At 67.2% G+C, this 23,456-nt stretch carries 21 protein-coding genes and 1 pseudogene; 10 read left to right on the top strand and 12 right to left on the bottom strand.

Annotated elements, in window-relative coordinates; translation table 11 throughout:
- Positions 1–33 precede the first annotated feature (33 nt).
- Positions 34–735: pseudogene (locus tag J7J08_RS01375) on the top strand (GntR family transcriptional regulator); the annotation flags it as partial.
- Positions 736–778: 43 nt separating this feature from the next.
- Here J7J08_RS01375 and J7J08_RS01370 read toward each other — a convergent pair.
- The 6 genes from J7J08_RS01370 to J7J08_RS01345 all read right to left on the bottom strand — a co-directional run bounded on the left by J7J08_RS01370 (position 779) and on the right by J7J08_RS01345 (position 9,054).
- Complete coding sequence (locus tag J7J08_RS01370) at positions 779–2,041, bottom strand: MFS transporter (protein ID WP_214900784.1); 1,263 nt, start codon at positions 2,039–2,041, stop codon at positions 779–781.
- A 48-nt stretch (positions 2,042–2,089) separates the two neighbouring features.
- Positions 2,090–2,746, bottom strand: a complete 657-nt coding sequence (locus tag J7J08_RS01365; RefSeq protein ID WP_214900783.1) for a methyltransferase domain-containing protein — start codon at positions 2,744–2,746, stop codon at positions 2,090–2,092.
- Between the two features lie 202 nt (positions 2,747–2,948).
- The gene (locus J7J08_RS01360; protein ID WP_251006340.1) at positions 2,949–4,313 is read right to left on the bottom strand and encodes a hypothetical protein; all 1,365 of its coding nucleotides are present in this window, start codon (positions 4,311–4,313) and stop codon (positions 2,949–2,951) included.
- Positions 4,314–4,315: 2 nt separating this feature from the next.
- Entirely contained in the window at positions 4,316–7,375 is a 3,060-nt protein-coding gene (locus J7J08_RS01355) for a TonB-dependent receptor (protein ID WP_214900780.1), read from the bottom strand.
- Between the two features lie 132 nt (positions 7,376–7,507).
- Entirely contained in the window at positions 7,508–8,566 is a 1,059-nt protein-coding gene (locus J7J08_RS01350; RefSeq protein WP_214900778.1) for a FecR domain-containing protein, read from the bottom strand.
- Positions 8,563–9,054 carry a sigma-70 family RNA polymerase sigma factor gene (locus tag J7J08_RS01345; protein WP_214900776.1) on the bottom strand — a complete coding sequence of 164 codons (492 nt, stop codon included), beginning with the start codon at positions 9,052–9,054 and terminating at the stop codon, positions 8,563–8,565. Before J7J08_RS01345 ends, J7J08_RS01350 begins: the two co-directional genes overlap by 4 nt.
- A 168-nt stretch (positions 9,055–9,222) precedes the next feature.
- Here J7J08_RS01345 and J7J08_RS01340 point away from each other — a divergent pair, with 168 nt between their 5' ends.
- Together J7J08_RS01340 and J7J08_RS01335 are read left to right on the top strand one after the other, a co-directional pair.
- A complete protein-coding gene (locus J7J08_RS01340) occupies positions 9,223–9,549 on the top strand; it encodes a metalloregulator ArsR/SmtB family transcription factor (protein ID WP_214901565.1) in 327 nt (108 codons plus the stop codon).
- Positions 9,550–9,572: 23 nt separating this feature from the next.
- Positions 9,573–10,979: a DUF2867 domain-containing protein gene (locus tag J7J08_RS01335; RefSeq protein WP_214900774.1), complete on the top strand. Its 1,407-nt coding sequence runs from the start codon at positions 9,573–9,575 to the stop codon at positions 10,977–10,979.
- Here the strand turns inward: J7J08_RS01335 and J7J08_RS01330 are convergent.
- A complete protein-coding gene (locus J7J08_RS01330) occupies positions 10,948–12,075 on the bottom strand; it encodes a metallophosphoesterase (RefSeq protein ID WP_214900772.1) in 1,128 nt (375 codons plus the stop codon). The two genes, J7J08_RS01335 and J7J08_RS01330, sit on opposite strands and share 32 nt — an antisense overlap.
- A gap of 141 nt (positions 12,076–12,216) precedes the next feature.
- Entirely contained in the window at positions 12,217–12,675 is a 459-nt protein-coding gene (locus J7J08_RS01325; RefSeq protein ID WP_214900770.1) for a DUF1801 domain-containing protein, read from the bottom strand.
- A 184-nt stretch (positions 12,676–12,859) separates the two neighbouring features.
- Here J7J08_RS01325 and J7J08_RS01320 point away from each other — a divergent pair, with 184 nt between their 5' ends.
- Together J7J08_RS01320 and J7J08_RS01315 are read left to right on the top strand one after the other, a co-directional pair.
- The gene (locus tag J7J08_RS01320) at positions 12,860–13,429 is read left to right on the top strand and encodes a TetR/AcrR family transcriptional regulator (protein WP_214900768.1); all 570 of its coding nucleotides are present in this window, start codon (positions 12,860–12,862) and stop codon (positions 13,427–13,429) included.
- 106 nt (positions 13,430–13,535) lie between these two features.
- Positions 13,536–14,594 carry an MBL fold metallo-hydrolase gene (locus tag J7J08_RS01315; RefSeq protein WP_251006374.1) on the top strand — a complete coding sequence of 353 codons (1,059 nt, stop codon included), beginning with the start codon at positions 13,536–13,538 and terminating at the stop codon, positions 14,592–14,594.
- Positions 14,595–14,616: 22 nt separating this feature from the next.
- On the opposite strand, the gene J7J08_RS01310 is transcribed toward J7J08_RS01315, so the two are convergent.
- Positions 14,617–15,624: a LacI family DNA-binding transcriptional regulator gene (locus tag J7J08_RS01310; protein WP_214900765.1), complete on the bottom strand. Its 1,008-nt coding sequence runs from the start codon at positions 15,622–15,624 to the stop codon at positions 14,617–14,619.
- Positions 15,625–15,722: 98 nt separating this feature from the next.
- On the opposite strand from J7J08_RS01310, the gene J7J08_RS01305 reads away from it, so the two are divergent.
- From J7J08_RS01305 to J7J08_RS01285, 5 genes are read left to right on the top strand one after another with little or no spacing between them, the layout of a single operon-like run.
- On the top strand, positions 15,723–16,775 hold the full coding sequence (locus J7J08_RS01305) for a sugar phosphate isomerase/epimerase family protein (RefSeq protein WP_214900763.1): 1,053 nt from the start codon (positions 15,723–15,725) through the stop codon (positions 16,773–16,775).
- Between the two features lie 26 nt (positions 16,776–16,801).
- The gene (locus J7J08_RS01300) at positions 16,802–18,028 is read left to right on the top strand and encodes a nucleoside permease (protein WP_214900761.1); all 1,227 of its coding nucleotides are present in this window, start codon (positions 16,802–16,804) and stop codon (positions 18,026–18,028) included.
- A 3-nt stretch (positions 18,029–18,031) separates the two neighbouring features.
- A complete protein-coding gene (locus J7J08_RS01295) occupies positions 18,032–19,156 on the top strand; it encodes a Gfo/Idh/MocA family oxidoreductase (RefSeq protein WP_214900759.1) in 1,125 nt (374 codons plus the stop codon).
- A gap of 19 nt (positions 19,157–19,175) precedes the next feature.
- Positions 19,176–20,039 (top strand): sugar phosphate isomerase/epimerase, encoded by an 864-nt coding sequence (locus J7J08_RS01290; RefSeq protein WP_214900757.1) that lies wholly within the window; start codon positions 19,176–19,178, stop codon positions 20,037–20,039.
- 30 nt (positions 20,040–20,069) lie between these two features.
- A complete protein-coding gene (locus tag J7J08_RS01285; RefSeq protein WP_214901563.1) occupies positions 20,070–20,366 on the top strand; it encodes a cytochrome c in 297 nt (98 codons plus the stop codon).
- A gap of 57 nt (positions 20,367–20,423) precedes the next feature.
- Here the strand turns inward: J7J08_RS01285 and J7J08_RS01280 are convergent, their stop codons facing one another.
- From J7J08_RS01280 to J7J08_RS01270, 3 genes are read right to left on the bottom strand one after another with little or no spacing between them, the layout of a single operon-like run.
- A complete protein-coding gene (locus tag J7J08_RS01280; protein WP_251006336.1) occupies positions 20,424–21,167 on the bottom strand; it encodes a DUF1080 domain-containing protein in 744 nt (247 codons plus the stop codon).
- A 14-nt stretch (positions 21,168–21,181) separates the two neighbouring features.
- Entirely contained in the window at positions 21,182–21,757 is a 576-nt protein-coding gene (locus tag J7J08_RS01275) for a gluconate 2-dehydrogenase subunit 3 family protein (RefSeq protein WP_214900753.1), read from the bottom strand.
- Positions 21,757–23,442, bottom strand: coding sequence for a GMC family oxidoreductase (locus tag J7J08_RS01270; RefSeq protein ID WP_214900751.1), 1,686 nt, complete (start codon positions 23,440–23,442; stop codon positions 21,757–21,759). The genes J7J08_RS01275 and J7J08_RS01270 overlap by 1 nt, the downstream gene beginning before the upstream one ends.
- Between the last annotated feature and the right edge of the window lie 14 nt (positions 23,443–23,456).

Here is a 23,456-nt window from a genome sequence, read left to right as displayed (position 1 = left end):
ACGGCCGGCGCCGCTAAGGGATTACAATCCGGCATGGCCATCGCCCCCGCCCCGCGTTCATCCAAGAAACGTGCGCCTCTTTACGAAGAGGTCGCCGAACATGTGCGTGAGCGCATCTACGACTACCGCTTGCCTCCGGGCGAGTGGATCGACGAACCGGCACTGTGCGAGGAGCTGGGGATCAGCCGGACGCCGCTGCGCGAGGCGCTGAAGCTGTTGGCGGCCGAGGGGCTGGTGCAGATCGATGCGGGGCGTGGCGCGCGGGTTACGCGGCTGACGCTGGAAGACCTCAACCAGCTGTTCCCGGTGATGGCCATGCTGGAAGGGCGTTGCGCGCATGAGGCGGTGAAGCACATCGACGACGCCGGCGTAGCGCAGCTGGAAGCATTGCATGCGGCAATGGACGCGGCCGCTGCCGACGGCAACATCGCCGATTACTACCGCAACAATTACCTGATCCACGAAACCGTGCAGCACTACGCCGGCAACCCGTGGCTGATCCGGATCACCCATGACCTGCACCGCATCCTGAAAATGCATCGGGGCCGGCAGTTGTTGACCCCGGGCCGCACCGCGCAGTCGCTGGCCGAACACCGCGAGCTGATGGAGTGCTTCCGCCGGCGGGATGCAGAGGCCGCAGAGCGCACCATGGAGCGGCATCTGCTGAGTCAGGGGCAGGCGTTGGCGGCGTATGTGGCGGCGGGTGGATTGTTGAACGTGCCCGCGCCGCTGCCCACCGAAGGCGGGCGGGCAACGGGGCCGGCACAGGTCGGGGGCGTCATGTCGGGCGGGTTTCGCGCAGGCCCCACAGCACGGGCAATACCAGCAGGGCTACTGCCGCGATCATCGCACCCGGCGCTGCCGCCCAACCGGTGTGTCGCACCAGCAGTTCGGCCAACAACGGTGTGGCGCCGCCGAAGAAGGCGGTGGCCATGGTCACGCCCAGCGCCAGGCCGCTGAGCCTTCCTTCGCCCGGGAACTGTTCTGCAGTGGCCGGTGCCGCCACCGCGCTGACCCCGCCGGCCAGGCAGGCCAGCACCACGGCGGCAAGTGCGATCTGCAGCGCGCTGCCCGTGGCCATCAGCCCGAACATCGTCAACGGCAGCAGGGCCGACAGCAGCGCCAGCCCGATCAGCACCGGCCGGCGCCCAACCTTGTCGGACAACGCGCCGGCCAGCGGGGTCACGCCGATCACGGCGACGGCGGCGATCGTGGACAGCCACAGTGCCTTCGATTCGCCAACGTCGCTGGCGGAGCCGAGGAACGCGGGCACGTAGGTGATGCCCACGTAATAGGTGATCGACCCCAACGCGGAAATGGCGAAGGTGCGCGCCACCGCGCCGCGGTGGAAGCGCCAGGTATCGCGGATGGGAGAGGTCGGCACCGTGCCGGCGGCAAGCTGCCGCTCGAACTCCGGCGATTCGTGCATGGTCGACCGCGCCAGCAGGATGGCCCCGGCCAAGGCAGCGCCGATGAAGAAGGGAATGCGCCAGCCCCAGCCATCCAGCTGCGCGGTGCTCAGCAGCGCCACGGTCAGTGCCGACAGCGCCACTGCCAGCAATGCGCCAACCTCGCTCGCTGCGGAGGCCAGCGAGGTCACCAGCCCGCGCCGGCGCAGCGGCGCGCTTTCCAGCAGGTAGGCCACTACCCCGGTGTATTCGCCGCCCACCGAGAATGCCATGACACAACGCAGCAGCAGCAACAGCACGCCAGCAGTGGCACCGATGCTCTCGAAGGCAGGCAGCATGGCCGTCGCCAGCATCGCCACGGTCATCAAGGCCATCGATGCCAGCAACATGTAGCGCCGGCCGAAACGGTCACCGAGGTGGCCGAAGCAGAGCGCACCGAGGGGGCGCATCAGGTAACTCACCGCGAACCCGGCCAGGGTAGCCAGAAGGGCGTTGTCGCCGCCGCCGAAGAACACCCGCGAAAGCACCGTAGCCAGATAGAGGTACAGGGTGAAGTCGTACCACTCCACCACCGTGGACAGGCCGGCGACGATCATCGAGCGGGTGGGCGTGGCCGATGCTGGGTCCGTCATGGCTTCGTAGCCTACGACAGATCACCTGCACGTAGTGTCCTCGTGGCTCTACGCGGTGCGGGCATAGCGCAGCAGGCGACCGCGACCGGGAGAGGTGCTTTCGTCGTCGCCGAAGCCGCCTTCTTCGCTCGCCTCATAGCCCTGAACGGCCATCGCGCGCGAGAAGCCGCCCAGGTTGCCGCGCCCCGGATCGGTCAAGAGCAGCTCGGCGGTGGACTTGGCGTGGCGTTCCATCATCGCGGCGATCTGTACGCCGTGGCCGCGCTCGTACAATACATCGCTGCCGATGATCAGATCGAAACGCCCCAGTGACGTATCCGGCATCTCCCAGGGCAGATCGCGGTAATGCACGGCCGGAAGATCGTTGAGCCCGGCGTTGTAAGCCAGGAACGATTCGGCCAGCGGATGGTGGTCACTGGCCACCACGTTGGCGCCTCGATGGGCCAGCACCAGGCTGGACAGGCCCAGCCCGCAGCCCAGCTCCAGGATGCGCTTGCCGGCCACGTCGTAGTGGCTCATGGTCTCGGCCAGCACCCGGCCAGCGGGCCAGACCTGCCCGAACAGGCTCCACAGCGAGGAATGGATGCCGGCGCGCTCGGCGCGGCCGGTGGGGTCGGCGAACTGCTGCAGGTCGCTCAGGGCACGAATTCGGAAGTCGTGGCCATTCACGGGAATGGTGAGAATGCGGGTGGCATAGCCCGGCATGTGCGCTCCATGAAGCACGGAGAGCCGGCCCACCAGGGCGGCGGACGGCTCGAGAGGGGAGCGAAGCGGGCGACCGGAAGTGGCCGCGCAGGACGCGCGAAACGGCGTAGTACGGACCCATCCTACAGGACGGGCCATACCTGCAATGAAAACCGCGCATGGGCGGATCGCCGCTGCCGGCGCTGGGCCGGCACCCGCACCATCACCGGCCGATGAACACCGGGTTGGAATGGAACCACAGGTCCTGCCAGGGATCCTCGCCCTGGACGTCGGCCAGCGGCGTCGCTTCATCGGTGCTGCTGCCGCGTGCACGAACGAACCCGCCGCCTGCCGGGGCCGGCAACGTCCACGTCACCTGGTACCACGCGCCATCCTGCTTCCACTCCGTTGCGGTGAAAACCCGGGTCTGCATCTGCGGCGCCTGCCCGCTGCCACTGCCGACGATCAACTGCAGCTGCTGCAGCGCCGGGTGTTGCCCGATCGCGTTCGCCCTTTCGGGCCTGCGCACCCGCAACTGCACCCGCATCGGCGTGCCCGTTGCCAATGCAACGCCATCGCCCATGCGCCCCACCCCGCCGCTGCCATCGGCCGCCTGCACGGTCAGCTCCAGCGCATCGATCAGGTCGCCGGTCACCGCGAACATACGTCCGGCGCGCACGCCGCCGAGGATGTCATCGGCCTCCGGACGGGCCCATACGTAGGTCCTGCTGTACTCGCCGGGGTCGAAGTCACTGCCCCCATCGCGCTGGTTCACGTGCGAATCGGAACTGGCCGTGATCCAGAAGCGGGTGCCGTCGGCCAGCATCTGGTCCCACACGCCGCCAACCTGCGTGGTCATCTGGTCGAAGCCCCCGAACGTCGGTGCCGCGACGTTGCGATAAAGGCCGCGCTCGGTGCGGGTGGCCTGGTGCCCGGGCGCGCCCTCCATGCCCACCAGTACCTGCGGCGCGGCCGCGTGCCAGGCACGCAGCTCGGACGGCTCGACCGCTCCCCACTGCCCCACTCCCGTGGCGGTACGCGACGGATGGTTGATCAGCATCAACGGCAACGGTTGCAGACCGCGCAGATGCGCCAACGCGTCCAGCATGTGCTGGTGGGTGTCGCGACTGCCGTCCTGCAGCGGCTCACCACGGCTGTAATCACGTTCGATCCTGACGAGCTGCTCGCCCTCGTGCGGACCTGGCGCGATGATCAGCGATGCGTGTTCGCCGGCGGGCACGTCGAACTCCATGCCGTTGAACTGGATCACCTCCGGAACGTCCTGCCGCGCCTGCAGCAGCGCCGGGTAGGCATGGTCACGGGTCACTACCGAGTGTCCCGGCCCACCGTGGTCGGTATGCACCATCCAGCGCAGGCCGTAATGGCGCGCCCGCCGTGCGTTGTGGGTGCGTGTATGGGAGGAATCGCCGCCGCGGATCGGCGTGGGCGGATTCGTGCTGCGGTCCCAGTCCACGCTCCACTCGCTGTGGACATGGTGGTCGCCGGGCTGCCAGTCGCGGCCCTGGTCGTCGGCAGCCATGGTCGACGCCGGCGCCGCGAGCAGCGCCAGCAGAAGAAGTGTCTGCATCATCAGAAATCAGCACGCAGGCCCAGGCTGATGCGGCGGCCCGAGGCTTCGTACATGGTCGGGAAGGACGGGTCCATGGTGTAGCCGCTGGTGATCTCGTTGGTCAGGTTGATGCCCTTCAGGCTGACCTTGATGTTGTCGGTGATCCGGTAGCCGATCGACACATCCATCTGGCCATAGGCATCGCGCCAGATCGGGTACATGTCATAGCCGATCGATTCCACGTACTCGTCCTTGTGGTTGTAGGACACCCGCGCATCGAAACGGTCGTTCTCGTAGTACGCAGTGAGGTTCCAGGTCTTTTCGGCCAGCCCCGGCATCGGGGTGCGGATGCCCAGGTCCGATTCACCGGCCAGCGAGCTGTCCAGCACGGTGTAGTTGGCATTCACGCCGAACCCTTCCAGCACCGAAGTGAACATGCCCAGCGGCAGCTGCGCCACCAGCTCCACGCCGTCCACCTGGTAGGAGCCCTTGGCATTGACCGGCTGGTACACGTCGAAATCGAAGATGCCATTGAGCGTACCGTTGGCGTTGTACACCGCCACGTCCTTGACCACGCCGGTCAGGGAGTTGATCACCACGCCATCGATGTTCTTGCGGAAGTAGGAGGCGGCGAACAGCGCGCCGTTCTCCAGATACTTCTCGATACCCACCTCCCACTGCTTGGCGTAGGTCGGCTTCAGTTCCGGGTTGCCGTCGGTGAAGCGGTACGAGCTCCAGCTGGCGGTGCGCTTGTAGGCGATGTCGGTCAGGGCCGGGCGCATCATGACCTTGGACGCCGCTGCCCGAAGCAGCAGGCCTTGGGCCAGTTCGGCGGTCATGTTGAAGCTGGGCAGCAGGTCGTCGTAACTGCCGTCCCTGGACACCGGGGTATCGGTGTAGCCGGTACTGCCGTCCGGGCGCTGGATCGGGTGGTAGCCGAACGAGGTCACGCTGGTGTCCACGTAACGCGCACCGGCGTTGATGTTCACCGGCACCTGACCGATGTCGAAGGCGAAGTCGGTCATGGCGTATACGCTCATCACCTTCTCATCGACCTGGTAGAACTGACCCGGATCGAACGGCGTATGGAAGCCGTCGTAGCGGAACGCGTTGCGCGCGTATTCGTTGGAGACCTGCTGCCAGTCCAGGTCCTTGATGGTGTAGCCGCCCCCGGGGACGATGTCGCCGATCGACTGCAACGGGCTGTCGGCCAGGGTCCGGGTGTTCACCCACGCGCTGCTGCCGGCGGTGGGACCGGTGATCTTGAGCTCGCCATACTGGCGCTGCTTGGAGCGGTCGGTGTAACGCGCACCGAACTTCACATCGCGCAGTGCCGGCAGGAACGCCAGATCGAGCATGCGGGTCACGTTGACCTGGGCGGCGTACTTGTCGTCGTCCACTTTCTCCAACGTGGTTTCATAGGCTTCGAACAGATACTTGTCCGAGGCGTTGTACATGTCGAAGCCGCCCGGCGTGCTCGGAAGGGTCTCGCCGCTGCGCCCGGTCCAGCGCGTGCGCGACGGTGCATAGGCCACGTGCTTGAGGTTGGAATAGTCCGAGGTCTTTTCCGCGCCCGAGTAGCCGGCCATCGCATCCACGTACCAATCCTGCCCCTTCCAGTCCATGGCCACGCTGTACTGGCTGTAGTCGGTTCTGTTGATCCGCTCCTTGCTCAGCATCTCGTGCTGGGTAGCGGTGTAGGAGACATCGCGCAGCACCACCATGCCGTACTCGGACAGCGTGGTCGCGTCGTATTCGTGGATGGTATCGAGCGTGCTGCGGCTGGATGCCGAGTAGGCGGCGGCATCGTACTCGTCTTCGGTCGAATCGTAGCCGCCCAGCATCGCATCGAAGGTCAGGCTGAAGGTACTGCTGGGCTTGTACTGCAGCGAGGCGGTAGCGCCCCACTTGTCCTGCTCGTTGAGGTACACACGGTCGCCGACCTTGTCCTGGAACACGACCAGGTTGGTTTCATCGGTGTCGTTGCGGTCGGTGATGTTCACCCCGGCGTCCCGGGCCAGCACGTCCTGGGCCTGGGTACCGCGCGTGCCGGAGGCACTCAGAAACCGCGACATCGGACGAAAGTTGATGCCCGAGGTGGAGTCGGTACGGTTGGTGCGCTTGGACTGCGAATACGACACCAGGCCACCCCAGTCGCCCCAGGTGTCAGCAGCGAGGAAAGCAAAGCGCGGGTCCACTTCTTCGGAGATGCTGTTGTGCGCGCCTTCGGCCGACAGCACCAGCTTGCGCTCGTTGTAGTCGAACGGGCGCGCGGTGGTGATCTTGACCGAACCGGCGATGCCGCCCTCCTCATCGGCGGCGGTCGGCGACTTCTGCACCGTCACCTGCTGGATGATCTCCGAAGCGAACATGTCGAATTCCACATCACGCCCGCCACTGCCGGAGGCGGTAGCCAGGTCGTTGATCGACACATGCGTGTATTCCGACGGCAGCCCGCGCACGTTGACCTTGGTGCCCAGGCCCTTGCTGCGCTCGATGGTCACACCGGGAACGCGCTGCAGGGCTTCGGCCAGGTTCTGCTCGGGAAAATCGGCCACGTCGGTGGCCACGATGGAATCAGAGAACCCGATGGTGGTGCGCTTGAGATCCACCGCCTGCTCCAGGCTGCGGCTGTAGCTGCCAGTGACCTGGATGGTTTCCAGGTTCTGTGCGTCCACGCCCGCGGTGCCTGCCGCCGCAGCTGCCTGCAGCGGCGCGGCAGCAACGCCGTTGCCAGTCCCCGGTACGACCTGTGCCGCTGCCGGGGTGGCGGCGGCATCGGACTCGATGGTCACGGTGCTGGCATTGAGGTAGCGATAGCGCAGCCCGGTGCCGGCCAGCAGGCGGCCCAGCGCGGCGTCGGCGCTCAGGCCGGCTGGCACCGCCGGCGTACGCGGATTGCCAGCGACCTGGGTGTTGTACACGAACTGCAGGCCGGTCTGGCGCGACAGTGCGTTGAGCGCCTGGTCGAGCGGCTGCGACGCGATGGCTTCGGCGGCCACACGGGTGGGTTCGGCGGCGGTGGCCGCTGCGGTGACCTGCAGGGCAAGGGCGATCGAAAGGAACAGAGTGCGGCGCATCGTGGGATCCAGGTAGGGAATGGCGGTGGTCGCGGAACGGATGTGTTCCTGCTTTCCCCATCTACGAGGGTCCAGCGCGTGGGTCGGGCACCCCTTTTCGATGAATTTTTTTTTACAGCGTCGGAGACGTACTCAGCGCGACGTTGCGCCGTGCTGTGCTGCCTCGCGCAGACGCACATGGATGCCGTCACTGTGTTGCTGGATCGCCAGCGTCGGCTGCTGGTCCAGGAACACGCGCAGCGACGCAAGGTCGTTGGCGCGCAGGTTGCCGGTAAGGCGCAGCGCCCCGGCATCGTCGCCGACGATCAGGCGTTGGGTGTTGCTGCGGTTGAAGCGGTCGGCCACCTCGCGCAGCGGCTCGTCGCGGAACACCACGCGGCCGTGCCACCACGCGGTCATGCTGGCAGCGTCCTCGTCGCGCACCTGCACACGCTGGTCGCGGTAATCCACCTGCGCGACCTTGCCGGCCGACAGATCGGCCAGCATGCGCCCGCGCCCATTGTCCCCGCGCACCTGCACCCTGCCCTCGCTGACCCCGATCCGCGCCTGCTCCCGCAGCAGCGAAACATCGAAGGTGGTACCGATATCGGTGACCTGCAGCCCGGCAGCGTGCACCGTGAACGGCCGCCGTGCCGGTGCCACCACGAAACTGGCCTGGCCGCGTTCCAGTTCCACCCAGCGCCCGAACAGGCTCATGCGTACCGAGATTTCGCTGTCGGCGTTGAGGTGCACAACGCTGCCGTCGGGCAACGTGATCTGGCGCGGCGCGCCGTGCTGGGCCACATGGTGGCTGCTGCGCGGCCACGCCAGCGGCGTGACGATGCCCACCGCAAGCAGCAGGACCGCCACGGCGGCCAGCCCGGGAAGCCGGCGCGGCCACGCACGCACCGCAGCGCGCGCCGGCGTCGACGCGGGCCGGGGCTGCAGACGCACTACATTGCCGGCGTTGCCGGGCGGCGCGGGCGCGGCCAGCAACGCCTCCAGGTCGATCGGCATGCTGCGCAGCGCATCGCCCAATGCGCCGGCCACTTCGCTGATCGCCAGGTACTCCCGCAGGTGGTCGGGCGAGACCAGCAGCCACTGCATGAAGGCGCGCTGCTGCGCGGGGGCGAGGTCGCCCTGGCGCTGCAGCGCGTGCCAGTTCGCCGCCGCCTGGGTCAGCGCGGAGGGATGCACCGAGGGCGTGGTCATTGTGCCTCCTCGGTGTCGGCCATCGCGCGGCGACAGGTCGCCAGGCCCCGCACCACGTGCTTCTTGACCATGTGCGAGGACACACCCAGGCGTTCGGCAATCTGCTTGTAGCTCATTCCGTCGCGGTACTGCATCACCAGCACGGCGCGGGTGTGTTCGGGCAGCGTGGCCAGCAACGCCTGCAGGCGTTGGCGGCGCTGGTTGGCTTCGGCAGCGTCTTCCACGCATTCCCCGCTGGCCAGGCCCTGGCCGAGTTGTTCGATGTCGTCGATCGCCAGGGTTGACCAGCGCCTGCGGCCGGCCTGTTCACGCGCCAGGTTCAGCGCAACGGTGAACAGATACGCCTCGGGGTTGGCGATGGTCTCGCCTGGCCCCTCGTGCGCACGCAGCAGACGCAGATACGTCTCCTGCACCAGGTCTTCAGCGTCCTGTCGCGCCCCCCGGCGCACGAAGAACCCCCGAAGCACCGGCGCATGTTCCTCGAACATCCGCGCCAGCCGCCCTCTTGCCTGCTCGGCCACTGTGCCGCCCCAACCCCTGAAGTGCGGCGCAAGGTAAGCGCTGCGTATTACGGGGTGGTGACGGCCCACCCGGGTATCCGGCACTTGACAGGCCCGGTGCCGGCGGCAGAAGATTAGTTAACGAATTAATTAACCATCAGAATGGACCGCATCTTCGAGGCCCTGGCCTCCTCCGCCCGACGCCAGATCCTGGCCTACCTCGCCGGGGGCGAACTGAGCGCGGGCGAAATCGGCGAACGCTTTGAATTCAGCAAGCCGGCGCTGTCCAGCCACCTGCGCATCCTCGAGGATGCCGGGCTGATCGAGCGCGAAAAGCGCGGGCAGTTCGTGTACTTCCGGCAGGTACCCGAGCGCCTGACCAACACGCTGTTTGCCTGGGCCGTCGAAGTCTGCCCCGTCGGCGGCCCGCTGCAGCGCGAAAGCCGCGCCCGCGCCAAACGCAAACCCACCCCTTCGACCTGAGCCCCTGCCACCAGGAGACCGGCATGCTGGACACCCACCGCGTGAGTCGTTCGTTCCCCAGCATCAGCCTGCCCTCGCATGGCGATGGCAGCCCGGTTGAAGTCGCCCTGATCACCCAGCTCGGCATCGGTGCCGGCGACCAGCTGCTGCGCGATGCCGGGCTGCGCCAGGCCGCGCACCCGGCCTTCGTCGACGCACTGGATGAGCCATCGGCACGGCTGGGCGGCATGCACCTTGCCCACGACGATGCGTCGTCGCTGTATTCGTTCTCGGTCGGGCGCCAGGGGCATCCCTTCCACCGCCATGCGGGGCCACGCATGTTCACTGCCATCGCCGGCAGCGGCGGTGCGCAGCTGCGCTTTTCGACGGCCTCCGATGCCCAGCTGGCAGACGAGCCGGCCGTGTTCCTTCACGCCCTTCGCTGCGTGGACATCCCGCCCGATTGCCTGTTCACGGTGCGCTTCGGCAGCGGCACCTGGCACCAGTTCGTCTCGCGCCACCCACGCCACCCGGCGCTGTTCGCGCTGTCGTGCCATGCCAATGAACGCAGTGGCGCGCTGACCGAGGCCCAGCGCGCACGGATCGAGGCCGATAGCGCCGACATTCCCAGCCTCACCGACACGCTGCCTCCGGTCCTGCAGCAGCTGCTGGCGCAGGCCGATTTCAGCCGCGTGCCGGTGGTGAGCCTGTCGCTGCAGGCGCCGGCGCGGTCCGCGTTGGCCGGGCTGTGTGCGCTCACCCGCGACCTGGTCGGCCCGCTGCGCGTGATGCTGGCGAGGCTGCGCCCGGCGCAGGGCTACATCGGCCGCCGCGCGACCCGCCACCCGGTACAGGCGCTGCCCGTGCCACCGGCCGATTCGCTGCTGGTGCAGGCACTGGCCGACGACTTCGACCACCAGGACTACAACACGCTCACCCTGCCCGCACACAGCGTGGCCAGCCGTTCGGCCAGTGCGATACTGGAAGCGGTGCTGGACGGTTTCATGCTCAACCCGCCGCCGAGCGTGGGCCGGATGATGGCGCTGCGCAACGTGCTCGTCGCGCCGTTGCAGCTGCGCACCTCGCCGCTGGGCTGCCCGGTTTCCTCGTTGCTGTCCACCGACCGCAGCACGCTGTTCGCCGGCCGCTTCCCGGTCCATGCGCAGCGCGTGGATGCTGCCGACCGCAGCGCGGACGTACTGCTTGGCGCCGATGATCGCCACCTGCGGTTCCGTTCCTGCGTGCGCGTGCAGTTGCTGGACGATGGCGCGGCGGTGATCGCACTGGGCACGCGGGTGCGTACCCACAACGGCTTCGGGCGGCTCTACATGGCAGCCATCGACCACGTGCATCGGCGCCACATCAGCCCGGCCATGCTGCGCATGGCCGTCGCGCATGCGCTGGCACCGGAGCTGGTGTTTACGGTTCGCGCCGCAGCGTCACCAGCGTGATTTCGGAAGGCACGCCGATGCGCGCCGCGAAGCCTGGCCACAATCCGGCACCATTGCTCACGTACAGCGTCATGCCGTCGACGTCATAGCGCCCGGACACATAGCCGCCGTTGGCGCGCTTGACCAGTTGGTCCATGCCGACGATGTGGCCGCCATGGGTATGTCCGGACAACTGCAGCTTCACGCCCTTGGCGGCATTGGCCAGCGCTTCGCGCGGGCGGTGGTCGAGCAGGATCACCGGTGCACCAGGATCAGCGCCGGCCAGCGCTGCGGTCAGATCGGGCATCGGCAGGCCATAGCGCGCCGCCACCGGGTCGGTAACACCTGCGATGGTCAGCACGGCCCCCTCGCGCGCGATCTGGGTGTGGCTGTTTTCCAGCACCTGCATGCCCAGCGCGCGGAAGGCCTGCATCCACTGCACGTACTGGCCGTAGTACTCGTGGTTGCCGGTGATGGCGATCACGCCGTCCGGCGCCCGCAATTGGCCCAGGCTGCGCACATCGTTGGCGCGGGCGCTGACGCTGCCATCGACCAGGTCGCCGGTGATCACCACCAGGTCCGGTTTCAGCGCATTGCTTTCAGCAACCACCCTGGCCACCCAGTCGCCGGTAAGCAGGCGGCTGGCGTGGATGTCGGTGAGTTGCAGCACGCGATAGCCATCAAACGCTTCAGGAAGGCCGGCAATGGCAACCTCGATCTGGCGGGTCTGTGGCACGGCAATGCCCTGCTGCACGCCCCACGCGCCCAGCAACAGCGCGAGCCCACCCGCCGCCGGCCGCAGCCAGCCACGACGCAGCGCATCGGCAACGCGCGGCAGCCGCAGCAGGCGTGCGCCAAGCAGCAGCGCATCCAGCACCAGCAGGAATACCGCCACCAGCAGCAGGGCGGTGAAGCCGCTGGCCAACACCACCAGCGCGGCCTTGGGGATTTCCGGCGAGGCCATCGTGCCGGCGAACCGGGCCACGATCCGGTGGTGCAGGGCCAGTGCCAGCACCAGCAGGCCCAACGGACCCCGCAACGAAACCGGCACCCGCAGGGGCCAGATCAACCGCCACACGACGTACAACGCAAGTACCACTCCAACAACACTCAGCACAGGCAATTCCAGGTTCCATGGGATGCACGGGCGCGCGCGGCGATCGTGCAGCGCACCATCTTTGCCGAAGTTGACGACAGGTGCCACCGCGAGGTGATGGAATTCCGGGTTGCGGGGATCAGCGCGAGGAAGAACGATGCGCTACATACGCTCGCCAGGAAGCCGGCTGGCCTGCTTGACCCAGCGGGTGAACTGCTTCACGTCCACCGGCCTGTCCTCGAACACGTGCAGGTAGCGGGTGTCCTGGCTCCTGGAGGCTTCGGGCGGTACCGGATCGAGTGACCCGCCACGGAAAAAGGCCACTTTGATGTAGCGGGCGTAGCAATGCATGCTCAGGAACCAGCCATCATCGCCTGCCGCATACAGCGGCGAGTTCCATTTGACCGCCTTGCGCACACCGGGCACCGCCGCCACGATCAGCGCATCGAGCTGCCGCGCCGCCTCGCGCTTCCAGTCCGGTATCGCCGCGATCCACGCCTGCACGGGTGCGTCGCCCTCGCCCTTCGGAATCTGCGGGTTGCCACCCGCCAACAGGCGCGGTGTGCCGATGGATGGGTCAGCTGCTGCTTTGCGCCGGGTGGTCGCCACGTCGTTGCCCATACAGGTGCCTGCCCGCCTTATATCCCGGTCGCCGCAGAGTCAGCAAGGTGATGGCACCGGCGGGGCGCCGCAAACGCCGGCCCTGCCCCGCCCCACCTGAACGGCCGGCATCAGGCCGAAGCTGGCCCTTGCGCTGCGGCCGGGCCCGGGCTTAAATGAGTGACCACTCGATTTACCCGACGTCATGGCCCGCCCGCTCAGCGACGCAAAACGCACCGCCATCCTTGCTGCCGCCGCCGAACAGGTGGCTGCGCGGGGCGTGGGTGCGTCCACGGCGCAGATCGCCAAGGCCGCCAAGGTCGCCGAAGGCACCGTGTTCACGTACTTCGAGACCAAGGACGCGCTGCTCAACGCGCTGTTCGTGCAGCTAGAAGAGCGCCTGGCCCTGGCCATTGGGGGTAGTTTCCCGGCCGATGCCGAGGTGCGCGACCAGTTGCTGCATGTCTGGAACGCGCTGATCGTGTGGGGCGCGCAGCGCCCCGTGGACCGGATGGCCCTGCGCCAGCTCAAAGTGTCCGAACGCATCACCGACTGCACCCGTACCCAGTGCGCGGGCCTGTTCGGCACCATGCTGGAAACCCTGCAAGCGCGCATCGCCAGCCATACCCGGCCTGAACTGGTGTCCTTCTACCTGGGGCGGGTACTGATCAGTCTGCTGGAAACCACGCTGGAAGCCATGGCCGCCCAGCCCGCGCAGCGCGAGATGCTGCAACAGGCGGGTTTTGATCTGTTCTGGAAGGGAATCCAACGTTGATATTTTCCGCGCCATTAAATGAGTGCCTGCGCACTCACCTACGAGACGACGCATGAGAATCCTCCCCGTTCTTGCTGTCGCCATTTTCCTCACCGTGATCATCGGGATGACCCTTACCGTGCCTATCGCTTCCTACGAAAACTCGCCCCAGCGCGCCGACGAACAGTTCACCAACGTCGCGCCCAAGCCCCGTGAATCGCTGGGCAGCACGCTCAAGCTGTTCTGGGACTTCTTCTTCAACCGGCCGCCCGGCACCACGCCCGGGCAGACGCCGCCGGTGCGTGCACTGAGCGCGCAGGCGCTGGCCGACGCGCCGGACCGCAGCATGTACCGGCTGGGCCATTCCACCCTGATGATCAAACTGCGCGGTGGCTGGTGGCTGACCGACCCGGTGTTCTCCGAGCGCGCCTCGCCGGTGCAGTGGATGGGCCCCAAGCGCTTCCATGCGCCGCCGATCGCATTGCAGGACCTGCCGCCGATCCGCGGCGTGCTGCTCTCGCATGACCATTACGACCACCTGGATCGCGCCACCATCAAGTTCCTGGCCACGCGCGCGCAGGTGTTCCTGGCACCGCTGGGCGTAGGCGACCGCCTGATCGACTGGGGCGTGCCGCAGGACCGCGTGGTCCAGCTGGACTGGTGGGAAGAAACCCAGGTGGATGGCGTGCGTTTCGCCGCTACGCCTGCCCAGCATTTCTCCGGGCGCGGGCTGCGCGATGGCAACCGCACGCTGTGGGCATCGTGGGTGATCCTGGACGATGACCTGCGCGTGTTCTTCAGCGGCGATACCGGCTACTTCAACGGCTTCAAGCGCATCGGCGAACGCTACGGACCGTTCGATGTCGCCTTCGTTGAAACCGGTGCGTATGACGCCAAGTGGCCCTTCGTGCACATGCAGCCGGAGCAGACCGTGCAGGCGCACGAGGACCTGCGCGGCAAGTGGCTGGTGCCCATCCACAACGGTACCTTCGACCTGGCCATGCATCGCTGGGAAGAACCGTTCGAGCGGGTCAGCGCGCTGGCGGCCGAGCGCGGCATCGCGCTGTCCACCCCGGAAATGGGCGAACGCCTGGATCTTTCCGCGCCGCATGCGGGCACGCCGTGGTGGCGGACGATGGCCGTGACAGAAAGCGCAGGCAGCGTGGTGGTGGGGAGCGCGCGTTGAGGGGGGCCTGATGGTCCTGCGGTCACTTACCCCTCGGCGCAGCCGTGGAGCCGCGCAGCATCAAGCTGAAATCCAGCGTCTGCTGAAGCGGCACATCCACGCGTTCGATGATGGCGAGCAGCAGGTTGACCGCGCGCACACCGATCTCCCGCATGGGCTGCCTGATGGTCGTCAACGGGGGCGTGAGGTAACGGGATGACGCCAGGTCGTCGAAGCCCACAATGGACACCTCATCCGGCACCCGGATGCCCATATCCCGGCAGGCCGCCAGGGCGCCCAGCGCCATCTGGTCGCTGAAGCAGAAGATCGCGGTGGGCAGGGGCGCGCGCGACAACAGCGCCATCGCGGCCGCATGGCCGGATTCCACCGAGAAATCGCCCGGCACTTCGCTCAGGTTGCGCAGGCGGCCGCGTGCCCTGCCGGCGGCACGGGCCCCTTCCAGTCGTTGCGTGTGCAGGGGATTGTCGGGCGGTCCGCCCACCACGGCGATCCGCTCATGCCCCAGTCCATACAGGTGTTCCATCACCGCGTGGGCGGCCGCCGCGTTGTCGATGTGCACGCTGGGAATGCCCAGCGCGGGGTCGAACTCGCAGCCATTGACCACCGGCGCGGCGGAACCCAGTTGCTGGACGATGTCGCGCGCCGTCGGCGGTAGCCGATGCCCCAGCACGATCAGGCCGTCGGCCTCGTTGCGCCGGAGCATCTGCGCGTAGCGCTCTTCGCGGTCGGGGCGATGCTGGGTATCGCCCAGCAGCACCGCGTAGCCGACCGCCTGCGCCGCTTCCTCCGCGCCCTGCAGGATCTGGGCGAAGAACGGATTGGCGATGTCCGGCACGGTGACCAGGATCTTGCCGCTGCGCTGGGTCTTGAGCGTCCGGGCAACCGTGTTGGGGACATACCCCAGCGCGACGGCGGCCTGCTCGATCCGCGTGCGCGTGGCCGGCAGGACTTTTTCCGGCCGGGAAAGCGCCCGCGACACCGTGCCCGCGGAGACGCCAACGTGCTTTGCGATGTCGTAGATGGTGGCCATGGTTTTTAGTTGTTCCGTCCGCTGTGCAGTGCACAACAGGTCTTGAGGGAGACCCTGCTAGGGTAATGCAATCGATTGCATCGCGGGCGAATCCCCTTGTGAAGACGCTCAAAGGTCCAGCGCTGTTCCTGGCGCAGTTCATCGGCGACACACCTCCATTTGATCGGCTCGACACGCTCGCCGGTTGGGCGGCGGGGCTGGGCTATTCTGGCGTACAGGTACCCACCAGCGCGCCCCATCTGTTCGACCTGGCCGAGGCGGCGCGCAGCCAGGCGTACTGCGATGACATCACCGGCATGCTGGCCGGACATGGCCTGCAGATCACCGAGCTGTCCACCCACCTGCAGGGGCAACTGGTCGCCGTCCATCCCGCCTACGACGCCCTGTTCGACGGATTCGCGCCGCCGGACAAGCGCGGCGATCCGCCCGCACGCCAGGCCTGGGCGGTGGAGCAGCTGCTGCTCGCCGCCAAGGCCAGCCAGCGCCTGGGGCTGACCGCGCATGCCACCTTCTCCGGCGCGCTGGCCTGGCCGTACTTCTATCCCTGGCCGCAACGCCCGCCGGGGTTGGTGGAAGAAGCCTTCGCCGAACTCGGCCGGCGCTGGCGCCCCATCCTGGATGCCTTCGACGCCAGCGGTGTGGACCTGTGCTTCGAGATCCACCCGGGCGAGGACCTGCACGACGGCGCGACCTTCGAGCGCTTCCTGGATGTGGTGGACCACCACCCTCGCGCCCGGATCCTGTACGACCCCAGCCACCTGCTGCTGCAGCAGATCGACTACCTGGGCTTCATCGACCGGTACCACGAACGCATCGGCATCTTCCACGTCAAGGACGCGGAGTTTCGTGCCAGTGCGCGCAGTGGCGTGTATGGCGGGTACCAGGACTGGATCGACCGTCCGGGGCGGTTCCGTTCGCTCGGGGACGGCCAGATCGACTTCAAGGCGATCTTCTCCAAGTTCGCCCAATACGATTTTCCGGGCTGGGCGGTCGTGGAGTGGGAGTGCTGCCTGAAGCACCCGGAAGACGGTGCGCGGGAAGGTGCCGCTTTCGTCCGCGACCACATCATCCGCGTGACCGAACGTGCATTCGATGACTTCGCCGACAGCGGCGCCGATCCGGACGCACTGCACCGTTTGTTGGGGATCTGAACCACTACCGCCCGGGAGGGCAAGCCATGACGCACGCCATGTCGCGCTTGGGCGCGATGATGTTTCTGCAGTTCTTCATCTGGGGGGCGTGGTTCGTCACCCTGGGGACGTACCTGGTGCAGGGCCCACTCCAGGCCAGCGCGAGCCAGGTGGCGACCGCCTTCCTCAGCCAATCCATCGGCGCCATCGTGGCGCCCTTCCTGGTTGGCCTGATCGCGGATCGCTACTTCGCGGCACAGCGCATCCTCGCGGTGCTGCACCTGGCCGGCGCGGTGCTGATGTGGCTGGCGTCCACGGCGACGGACTTCAGCACGTTCTTCGCCTGCGTCATGGGCTACATGCTGCTGTTCATGCCGACCCTGGCGCTGGCCAACAGCGTGGCGATGCGGCACATGCACTCGCCTGAAAAGCAGTTCCCGCCAGTGCGGGTGGCCGGCAGCATCGGCTGGATCGTGGCCGGCGTGCTGATCGGCTGGCTGGGCTGGGAACAGGCGCACCGACTCGAGCTGACCTTCCAGATGGCGGCGATGGCATCGCTGGCCCTGGGCCTGTACGCCTTCACCCTGCCGCACACGCCGCCGCTGGCCAAGCAGCGCGATGCCGGGCTGGGCCAGATCCTGGGGCTGGATGCGCTGCGGCTGCTGAAGTCGCGCTCCTACCTGGTGTTCTTCCTGGCCTCCATCGCCATCTGCATCCCGCTGGCGTTCTACTACAACTTCACCAACCCGTATCTCAACGACCTGGGCGTGCGCGGCGCGGCCGGTCTGCAATCGCTGGGCCAGGTATCCGAAGTCCTGCTGATGCTGGCCATGCCGTTCCTGTTCGTGCGGCTGGGGGTGAAGACGATGCTGGCGGTGGGCATGGCCGCGTGGGTGGTGCGCTACGTCATGTTCGCCTTTGGCGATGCGGGCGGCGGCTTCTCCCTGCTGGTGATCGGTATCGTGCTGCATGGCATCTGCTACGACTTCTTCTTCGTCACCGGCCAGATCTACACCGATGCGCATGCCGGCCCCGCCGCGCGCAGCAGCGCGCAGGGGTTCATCACCCTGGCCACCTACGGCGTGGGCATGTTGATCGGCACGTTCCTGTCCGGCGCGGTGGTGGAGCACTACACCACGGCGGCGGGGCCGGACTGGCAGCGGATCTGGCTGTTCCCGGCAGGCGTGGCGCTGGTCGTGCTGGTCGCCTTCCTGGTGCTGTTCCGCGACCGGCCGGTCGTCGCGGCCGCGCCTTCCACGCCCTGGGGACCCTGACCGATGCGCAAGCTTGGAATCGCCATCGTCGGCACCGGAATGATCGGTGCCGTGCATCGCCGCGCGGCACTGCTGGCCGGTGCCGAGGTCCGCGGCGTAGCCGCCTCTTCCCCGCAACGCGCAGCGGACGTGGCGCGGTCGTGGAATGTCCCGCGCGGCTATCGCGACATCGAGGACGTGATCGCCGACCCGCAGGTACAGGTCGTGCACGTGTGCACGCCCAACCATCTGCACCGCGCCATGGCGCAGGCGGCGCTGGAAGCCGGCAAGCACGTGATCTGCGAGAAGCCGCTGGCCACCAGTTTGGAAGACGCCCAGGCGTTGGCTGCGCTGGCTGCCTCGACCGGGCGGGTAGCCACGGTGCCCTTCGTTTACCGCTACCACCCGGTGGTCCGCGAGGCGCGCGCGCGCATCGCGCAGGGCGAGCTGGGGCCGCTGCACCTGATCCACGGCAGCTACCTGCAGGACTGGCTGCTGGACCCTGCCAGCAACAACTGGCGGGTGGACCCCGCGCTGGGCGGCGCGTCGCGCGTGTTCGCCGACATCGGCTCGCACTGGTGCGACCTGGTGGAATGGGTCGGCGGCGAGCGCTTCGTCGACGTCAGCGCGGCATTCGCCACCGTAATCGACGAGCGCGGCACGCTCACCGGGCAGAGCTTCACCACGCCCGCGGCGGGCGGCGCGAAGCAGGCGGTATCCAGCGAGGACGTGGCTGCCGCGATGTTCCGGACCGGCGCGGGTACGCTGGCGTCACTGACGGTCAGCCAGGTATCGGCGGGACGCCATAATCGCCTCTGGTTCGAGATCGATGGCGCCAACGCCAGCGTGGCGTTCAACCAGGAGGACGCCGAGCGGCTGTGGATCGGCATGCCCGACCAGCGCGAGGAAATCTTCGTACGCGGGCCAGGCGCCGGCAGTGCCGAACAACGCCGGCTGTCCATGTTGCCGGCCGGGCACGCGCAGGGCTACGGCCATTGCTTCGAGGCGTTCGTCGCCGACACCTATCGCGCCATCGACGGCGAGCAGCCGGAGGGGCTGCCCACCTTCGATGACGGCGTGCGCTCGGCGCTGATCGTCGACCGCGTCATCGCATCGGCCAGGTCTCGCGCCTGGACCACCATCGGTTGAATTTTGGGAGGAGTTCTTGATGAACACTGCTACACGCACGACCGCCACCCTCGCCCTGCTGCTCGCCGCCCTGCCCGCTTTCGCAGGCGAAGCGGCCGGTTCGCAGCAGCCCATCGCAGTGCAGATGTACACCCTGCGCGACGCCGGTTCGCTCGACCAGCAGTTGAAGATTGTCCACGACGCGGGGGTAAGCGCGGTGGAAACGGTTGGCACCCAGAACGTCAGTGCCGCCGAACTCAAGCAACGGCTGGACCAGTATTCGATCAAGGCCATTTCGTCCCACGTGCAACTGGCCGATCTGCGCGGGGACCTGGATGGCGTGGTGGCCTTCAACCGTGCGATCGGCAACACGACGCTGGTGGTGCCGTACCTGGACAAGAAGGATCGGCCGACCGATGCCGCCGGCTGGACCGCCCTGGGCCAGGAACTGGGCCGGATGTCGACGCAGCTGCGCGCCAAGGGCATGCGCCTGGCCTACCACAACCACGACTTCGAACTGGTCGACTTCGACGGTAAAACGGGACTGGAACTGCTGTTCGCTGCGGCCGGCCCCGACCTGCAGACCGAGCTGGACCTGGCCTGGGTCGCGCGTGCGGGTTACGACCCGGCGGTGATGCTGGGCAAGTTCCAGGGCCGCGTGTTCGCGGTACACGCCAAGGACAACGCACCGAAGGGCCAGGCCGAAAACGAGGGCGGCTTCGCCGCCGTGGGCCAGGGGACCCTGGACTGGCGCGCCATCCTGCCTGCCGCGGCGGGTGCCGGCGTGCAGTGGTACATCGTCGAGCACGACCAGCCGCGTGATCCGGCCAAGGTCATCCAGACCGGGGCGGACTACCTGCGTACCCACCTGACCGCCCCCCTGCCAGCCCGCGCGCAGCGCTAGCCCGCGAAGGAGTTCCGCTTGAATACGCGTTTGAAACCGATCCTGACCATCGCCGTGCTGCTATCGGGTGCCACGCTCGCAACCGCGGCATGGTCCAAGGACGATCCTGCGGCCGGCGCACAGCTCTACGCAACCCACTGCACGGCCTGCCACGGCGCGACCCGCGCGGGGGTTCCGCCAACATTCCCTGCACTCACCGATGTCAGCAAGCGGCTGCAGCCGGCGCAGATCAAGGAAAAGATCAGGAAGGGCGGCGGGTTGATGCCGCCCTTTGCCCAGCTGTCCGAACAGGAGATCGACAACCTCGCCAGCTACCTGGCGAACTAGGATGCCGGTGCCGGGCCGAGGTGGGCCGGCACCGCTAAGCCAACGCAGGGCGTGGCGCTAAAGTTCGCGCACCCAGATGTTGCGGTAGCTGACGCTGGAATCGTGTTCCTGCAGGGAGATCGGCGCGCACCCGTGTGGCGCGTACGAAGGCGCACCGATGTACTCGGTTTTGCCCGACAGGACGGTGTCGTCCTGCACCAGCACGCCGTTGTGCAGCACGGTGATGCGGGCCGGTGACAGCAGCCCGCCCCCCGGCGAGAAACGCGGGGCCTTCCAGATGACGTCGTACGCCTGCCACTCGCCCGGCGCCCGCGAGGCGTTCACCAGCGGAATGGCCTGCTTGTAGAGCGAGGCGGCCTGGCCGTTGGCATAGGTCGGGTTGTTGTAACTGTCCAGCACCTGCAGCTCATACAGGTCCTGCAGGAAGATGCCGCTGTTGCCGCGGTTCTGGCCTTCAAACCCCTGGGCCGCGGTGGGCGAGCGCCACTCGACATGCAGCTGGATGTCGCAGAAGCGCTGGCGCGTGCGGATGCCCTTGCTCCCCGGCACCACGGTCAGCGCGCCATCGGCAACGCTCCAGGGCACGCGTCCGCCCTGCTCCGCCTCCCACGCGGAGACGTCCTTGCCATCGAACAGCACGATCGCATCGGAGGGCGCGCCACCCGGCGGCGTGGCCACGGTCGCGGGCACGGGCTTCCACACCTCTGTCTTCGTCGGATCACGCGTGGGGGCGCCACCGGCCTGCGCGAGCACAGGTACTGCAGCCAACAGGCAGGCGGTCATCAGGAGGGATCTGGTCATCGTGTTCCTTTCCATCAGCCGGTAGCCCAAGCGGGCGTACCGGGGACATAGGCCACGTCGCCGTCGTATCGGCCCGGCACGGCGACGTACTGCAGCGCTTCGGTCGCGCCGGCCTTCGAGGTGAAATAGCCGAAAATGGCCAGCTGCTTGATCATCGTGAAGTAATGTGGGATCGCTTCGCCCGCATCGGCGGTGCCGGTTTCACCCACCTCAACGGCACGTTTCCTGGCTTCCGCATCCAGCGTGCGCAGCAGCTCGGTGCGGGCCTGCGGCGTGAGCGACGCAAACCGGCCGCCGGCGCGTGTATTGATATCGGCCAGGCCGGCGCGGAACGTCGCCTGCTGCTTGTCGGTATAGCAGTCGGTGACGAACTGGGCCATGAAAAGCCCTGTCGCGGCGTCTTTCGCTCCCGGCGTACCGGTCCGCGGCAGGATGGTGTCGGCGATGTCGTCCAGCGTGCCCACGTCGGCGGCGGAGAAGCCGTGCTTCGCGCCCGCAGCCGGAACCGCTCCCTGCGCAAGCGCGGGCAGGCCGACCATGGCCGCGCCCGTGGCGGCGAGGATCATCTTCAGGAGGTCGCGCCGTTCCATCACAGGTTCCCCGCTTTCAGTTCGCGTACCGCGTGGTCGGCTGCGCGTGCGGTCAGCGCCATGTAGGTCAGCGAGGGATTCACGCAGGCGCTGGAGGTCATGCACGCACCGTCGGTCACATAGACGTTGGGTGCATCCCAGACCTGGTTGTGCTGGTTCAGCACGGAGCTGCTGCGGTCACGGCCCATGCGCGCGGTTCCCATTTCGTGGATGCCCTTGCCCGGGGCGTAGTCGTTGTCGTGCATCTCCACGTCCTTGACGCCGGCCGCCTCCAGCATCTCGGCGGCGTCGGCGGCCATGTCCTTGCGCATGTTCCTTTCGTTCGCGCGCAGGGCAACGTCCATCGCCAACACCGGCAATCCCCATTTGTCCTTGCGGTCCGGGTCCAGGGAAATCGTATTGTCGTGGTGCGGCAGCATTTCACCGAATCCGGTCATGCCGATGCGCCAGTCACCCGGCAGGGTCAGTGCATCCTTCAGGTCGGCGCCGATGTTCAGTTCGGCGATATCGCGCGACCAGCCGTTGCGGCTGGCGCCGCCCTGGTAGCCGAAGCCGCGCAGGTAGCCGCGTTTGTCGGCGGCGACGTTGCGGAAACGGGGAACGTAGAAGCCACAGGGGCGACGGCCGAAGTAGTACTTGTCGTCGTAACCCTCGACCCGGCCGGAGGCACCGGCACCGAAGTGATGGTCCATCACGTTGTGTCCCAGCTCGCCGGACGAAGAACCCAGCCCGCCGTCCCAGACATCGGTGGCCGAGTTCATCAGCAGCCAGGTCGAGTTGAACGAGGACGCGTTGAGGAAAATCACCTTGGCCGTGTACTGGTAGGTCTGCCCGGTCTCGGCGTCGATGACTTCCACGCCCCGCGCACGCTTGCGGGCCTTGTCGTAGAGCACTTCCTTGACGATCGAGAACGGCCGCAGGGTCAGGTTGCCGGTCTTCATGGCCGCCGGCAGCGTTGCCGACTGGGTCGAGAAATAGGCACCGAACGGACAGCCCAGGATGCACTTGTTGCGATACTGGCAGTTGACGCGGCCCTGCTCGGGCATGGGCTGGGTGATGTTGGCGGTGCGCGAGTGAATCATGTGCCGCGTGCCGCCAAACGCCTTCTTGATGCGCGCGGCCACGTCCTTTTCGACGATGTTCAATGGGATCGGCGGCAGGAACTGGCCGTCCGGCAACACGTCCAGTCCCTCGCGGGTGCCGGCGATGCCGGCAAACTTCTCCACGTGGTCGTACCAGGGCGCGATGTCAGCGTAACGGATCGGCCAATCGGTGGCGATATCGTCTTTGAGGTTCGCCTCGAAATCCAGGTCGGACAGGCGATAACTCTGCCGCCCCCACATCAGCGAGCGACCGCCCACGTGATAGCCGCGGAACCAGTCGAACCGCTTGGTTTCGGTATACGGCGATTCCTTTTCGTCGGCCCACATGCCCTCAAGGTTCTCGGCCAGACCGTAGTCGCGCATCAACACCGGGAAGTCGGCCTTCATCGCCTGGGTCGGCCGGTTGCGGTGCGGGAAATCCCACGGCTCCTTCATCGCGTTGACGTAGTCCTTGACGTGCTCGATGTTGCGTCCGCGTTCCAGCATCAGGACCTTGAGGCCTTTCTCGGTCAGTTCCTTCGCCGCCCAACCGCCACTGATTCCGGAGCCAACGACGATGGCGTCATAGTGATTGTCTGCCATGGGTTCCACTTCAC

It is taken from the genome of Stenotrophomonas sp. ISL-67, from assembly GCF_018612915.1.
In the GTDB taxonomy this organism is placed as follows: Bacteria; Pseudomonadota; Gammaproteobacteria; order Xanthomonadales; family Xanthomonadaceae; genus Stenotrophomonas.
The sequence above is the reverse complement of the archived record's forward strand: the minus strand, read 5'-3'. Positions and strand labels throughout refer to the sequence as shown.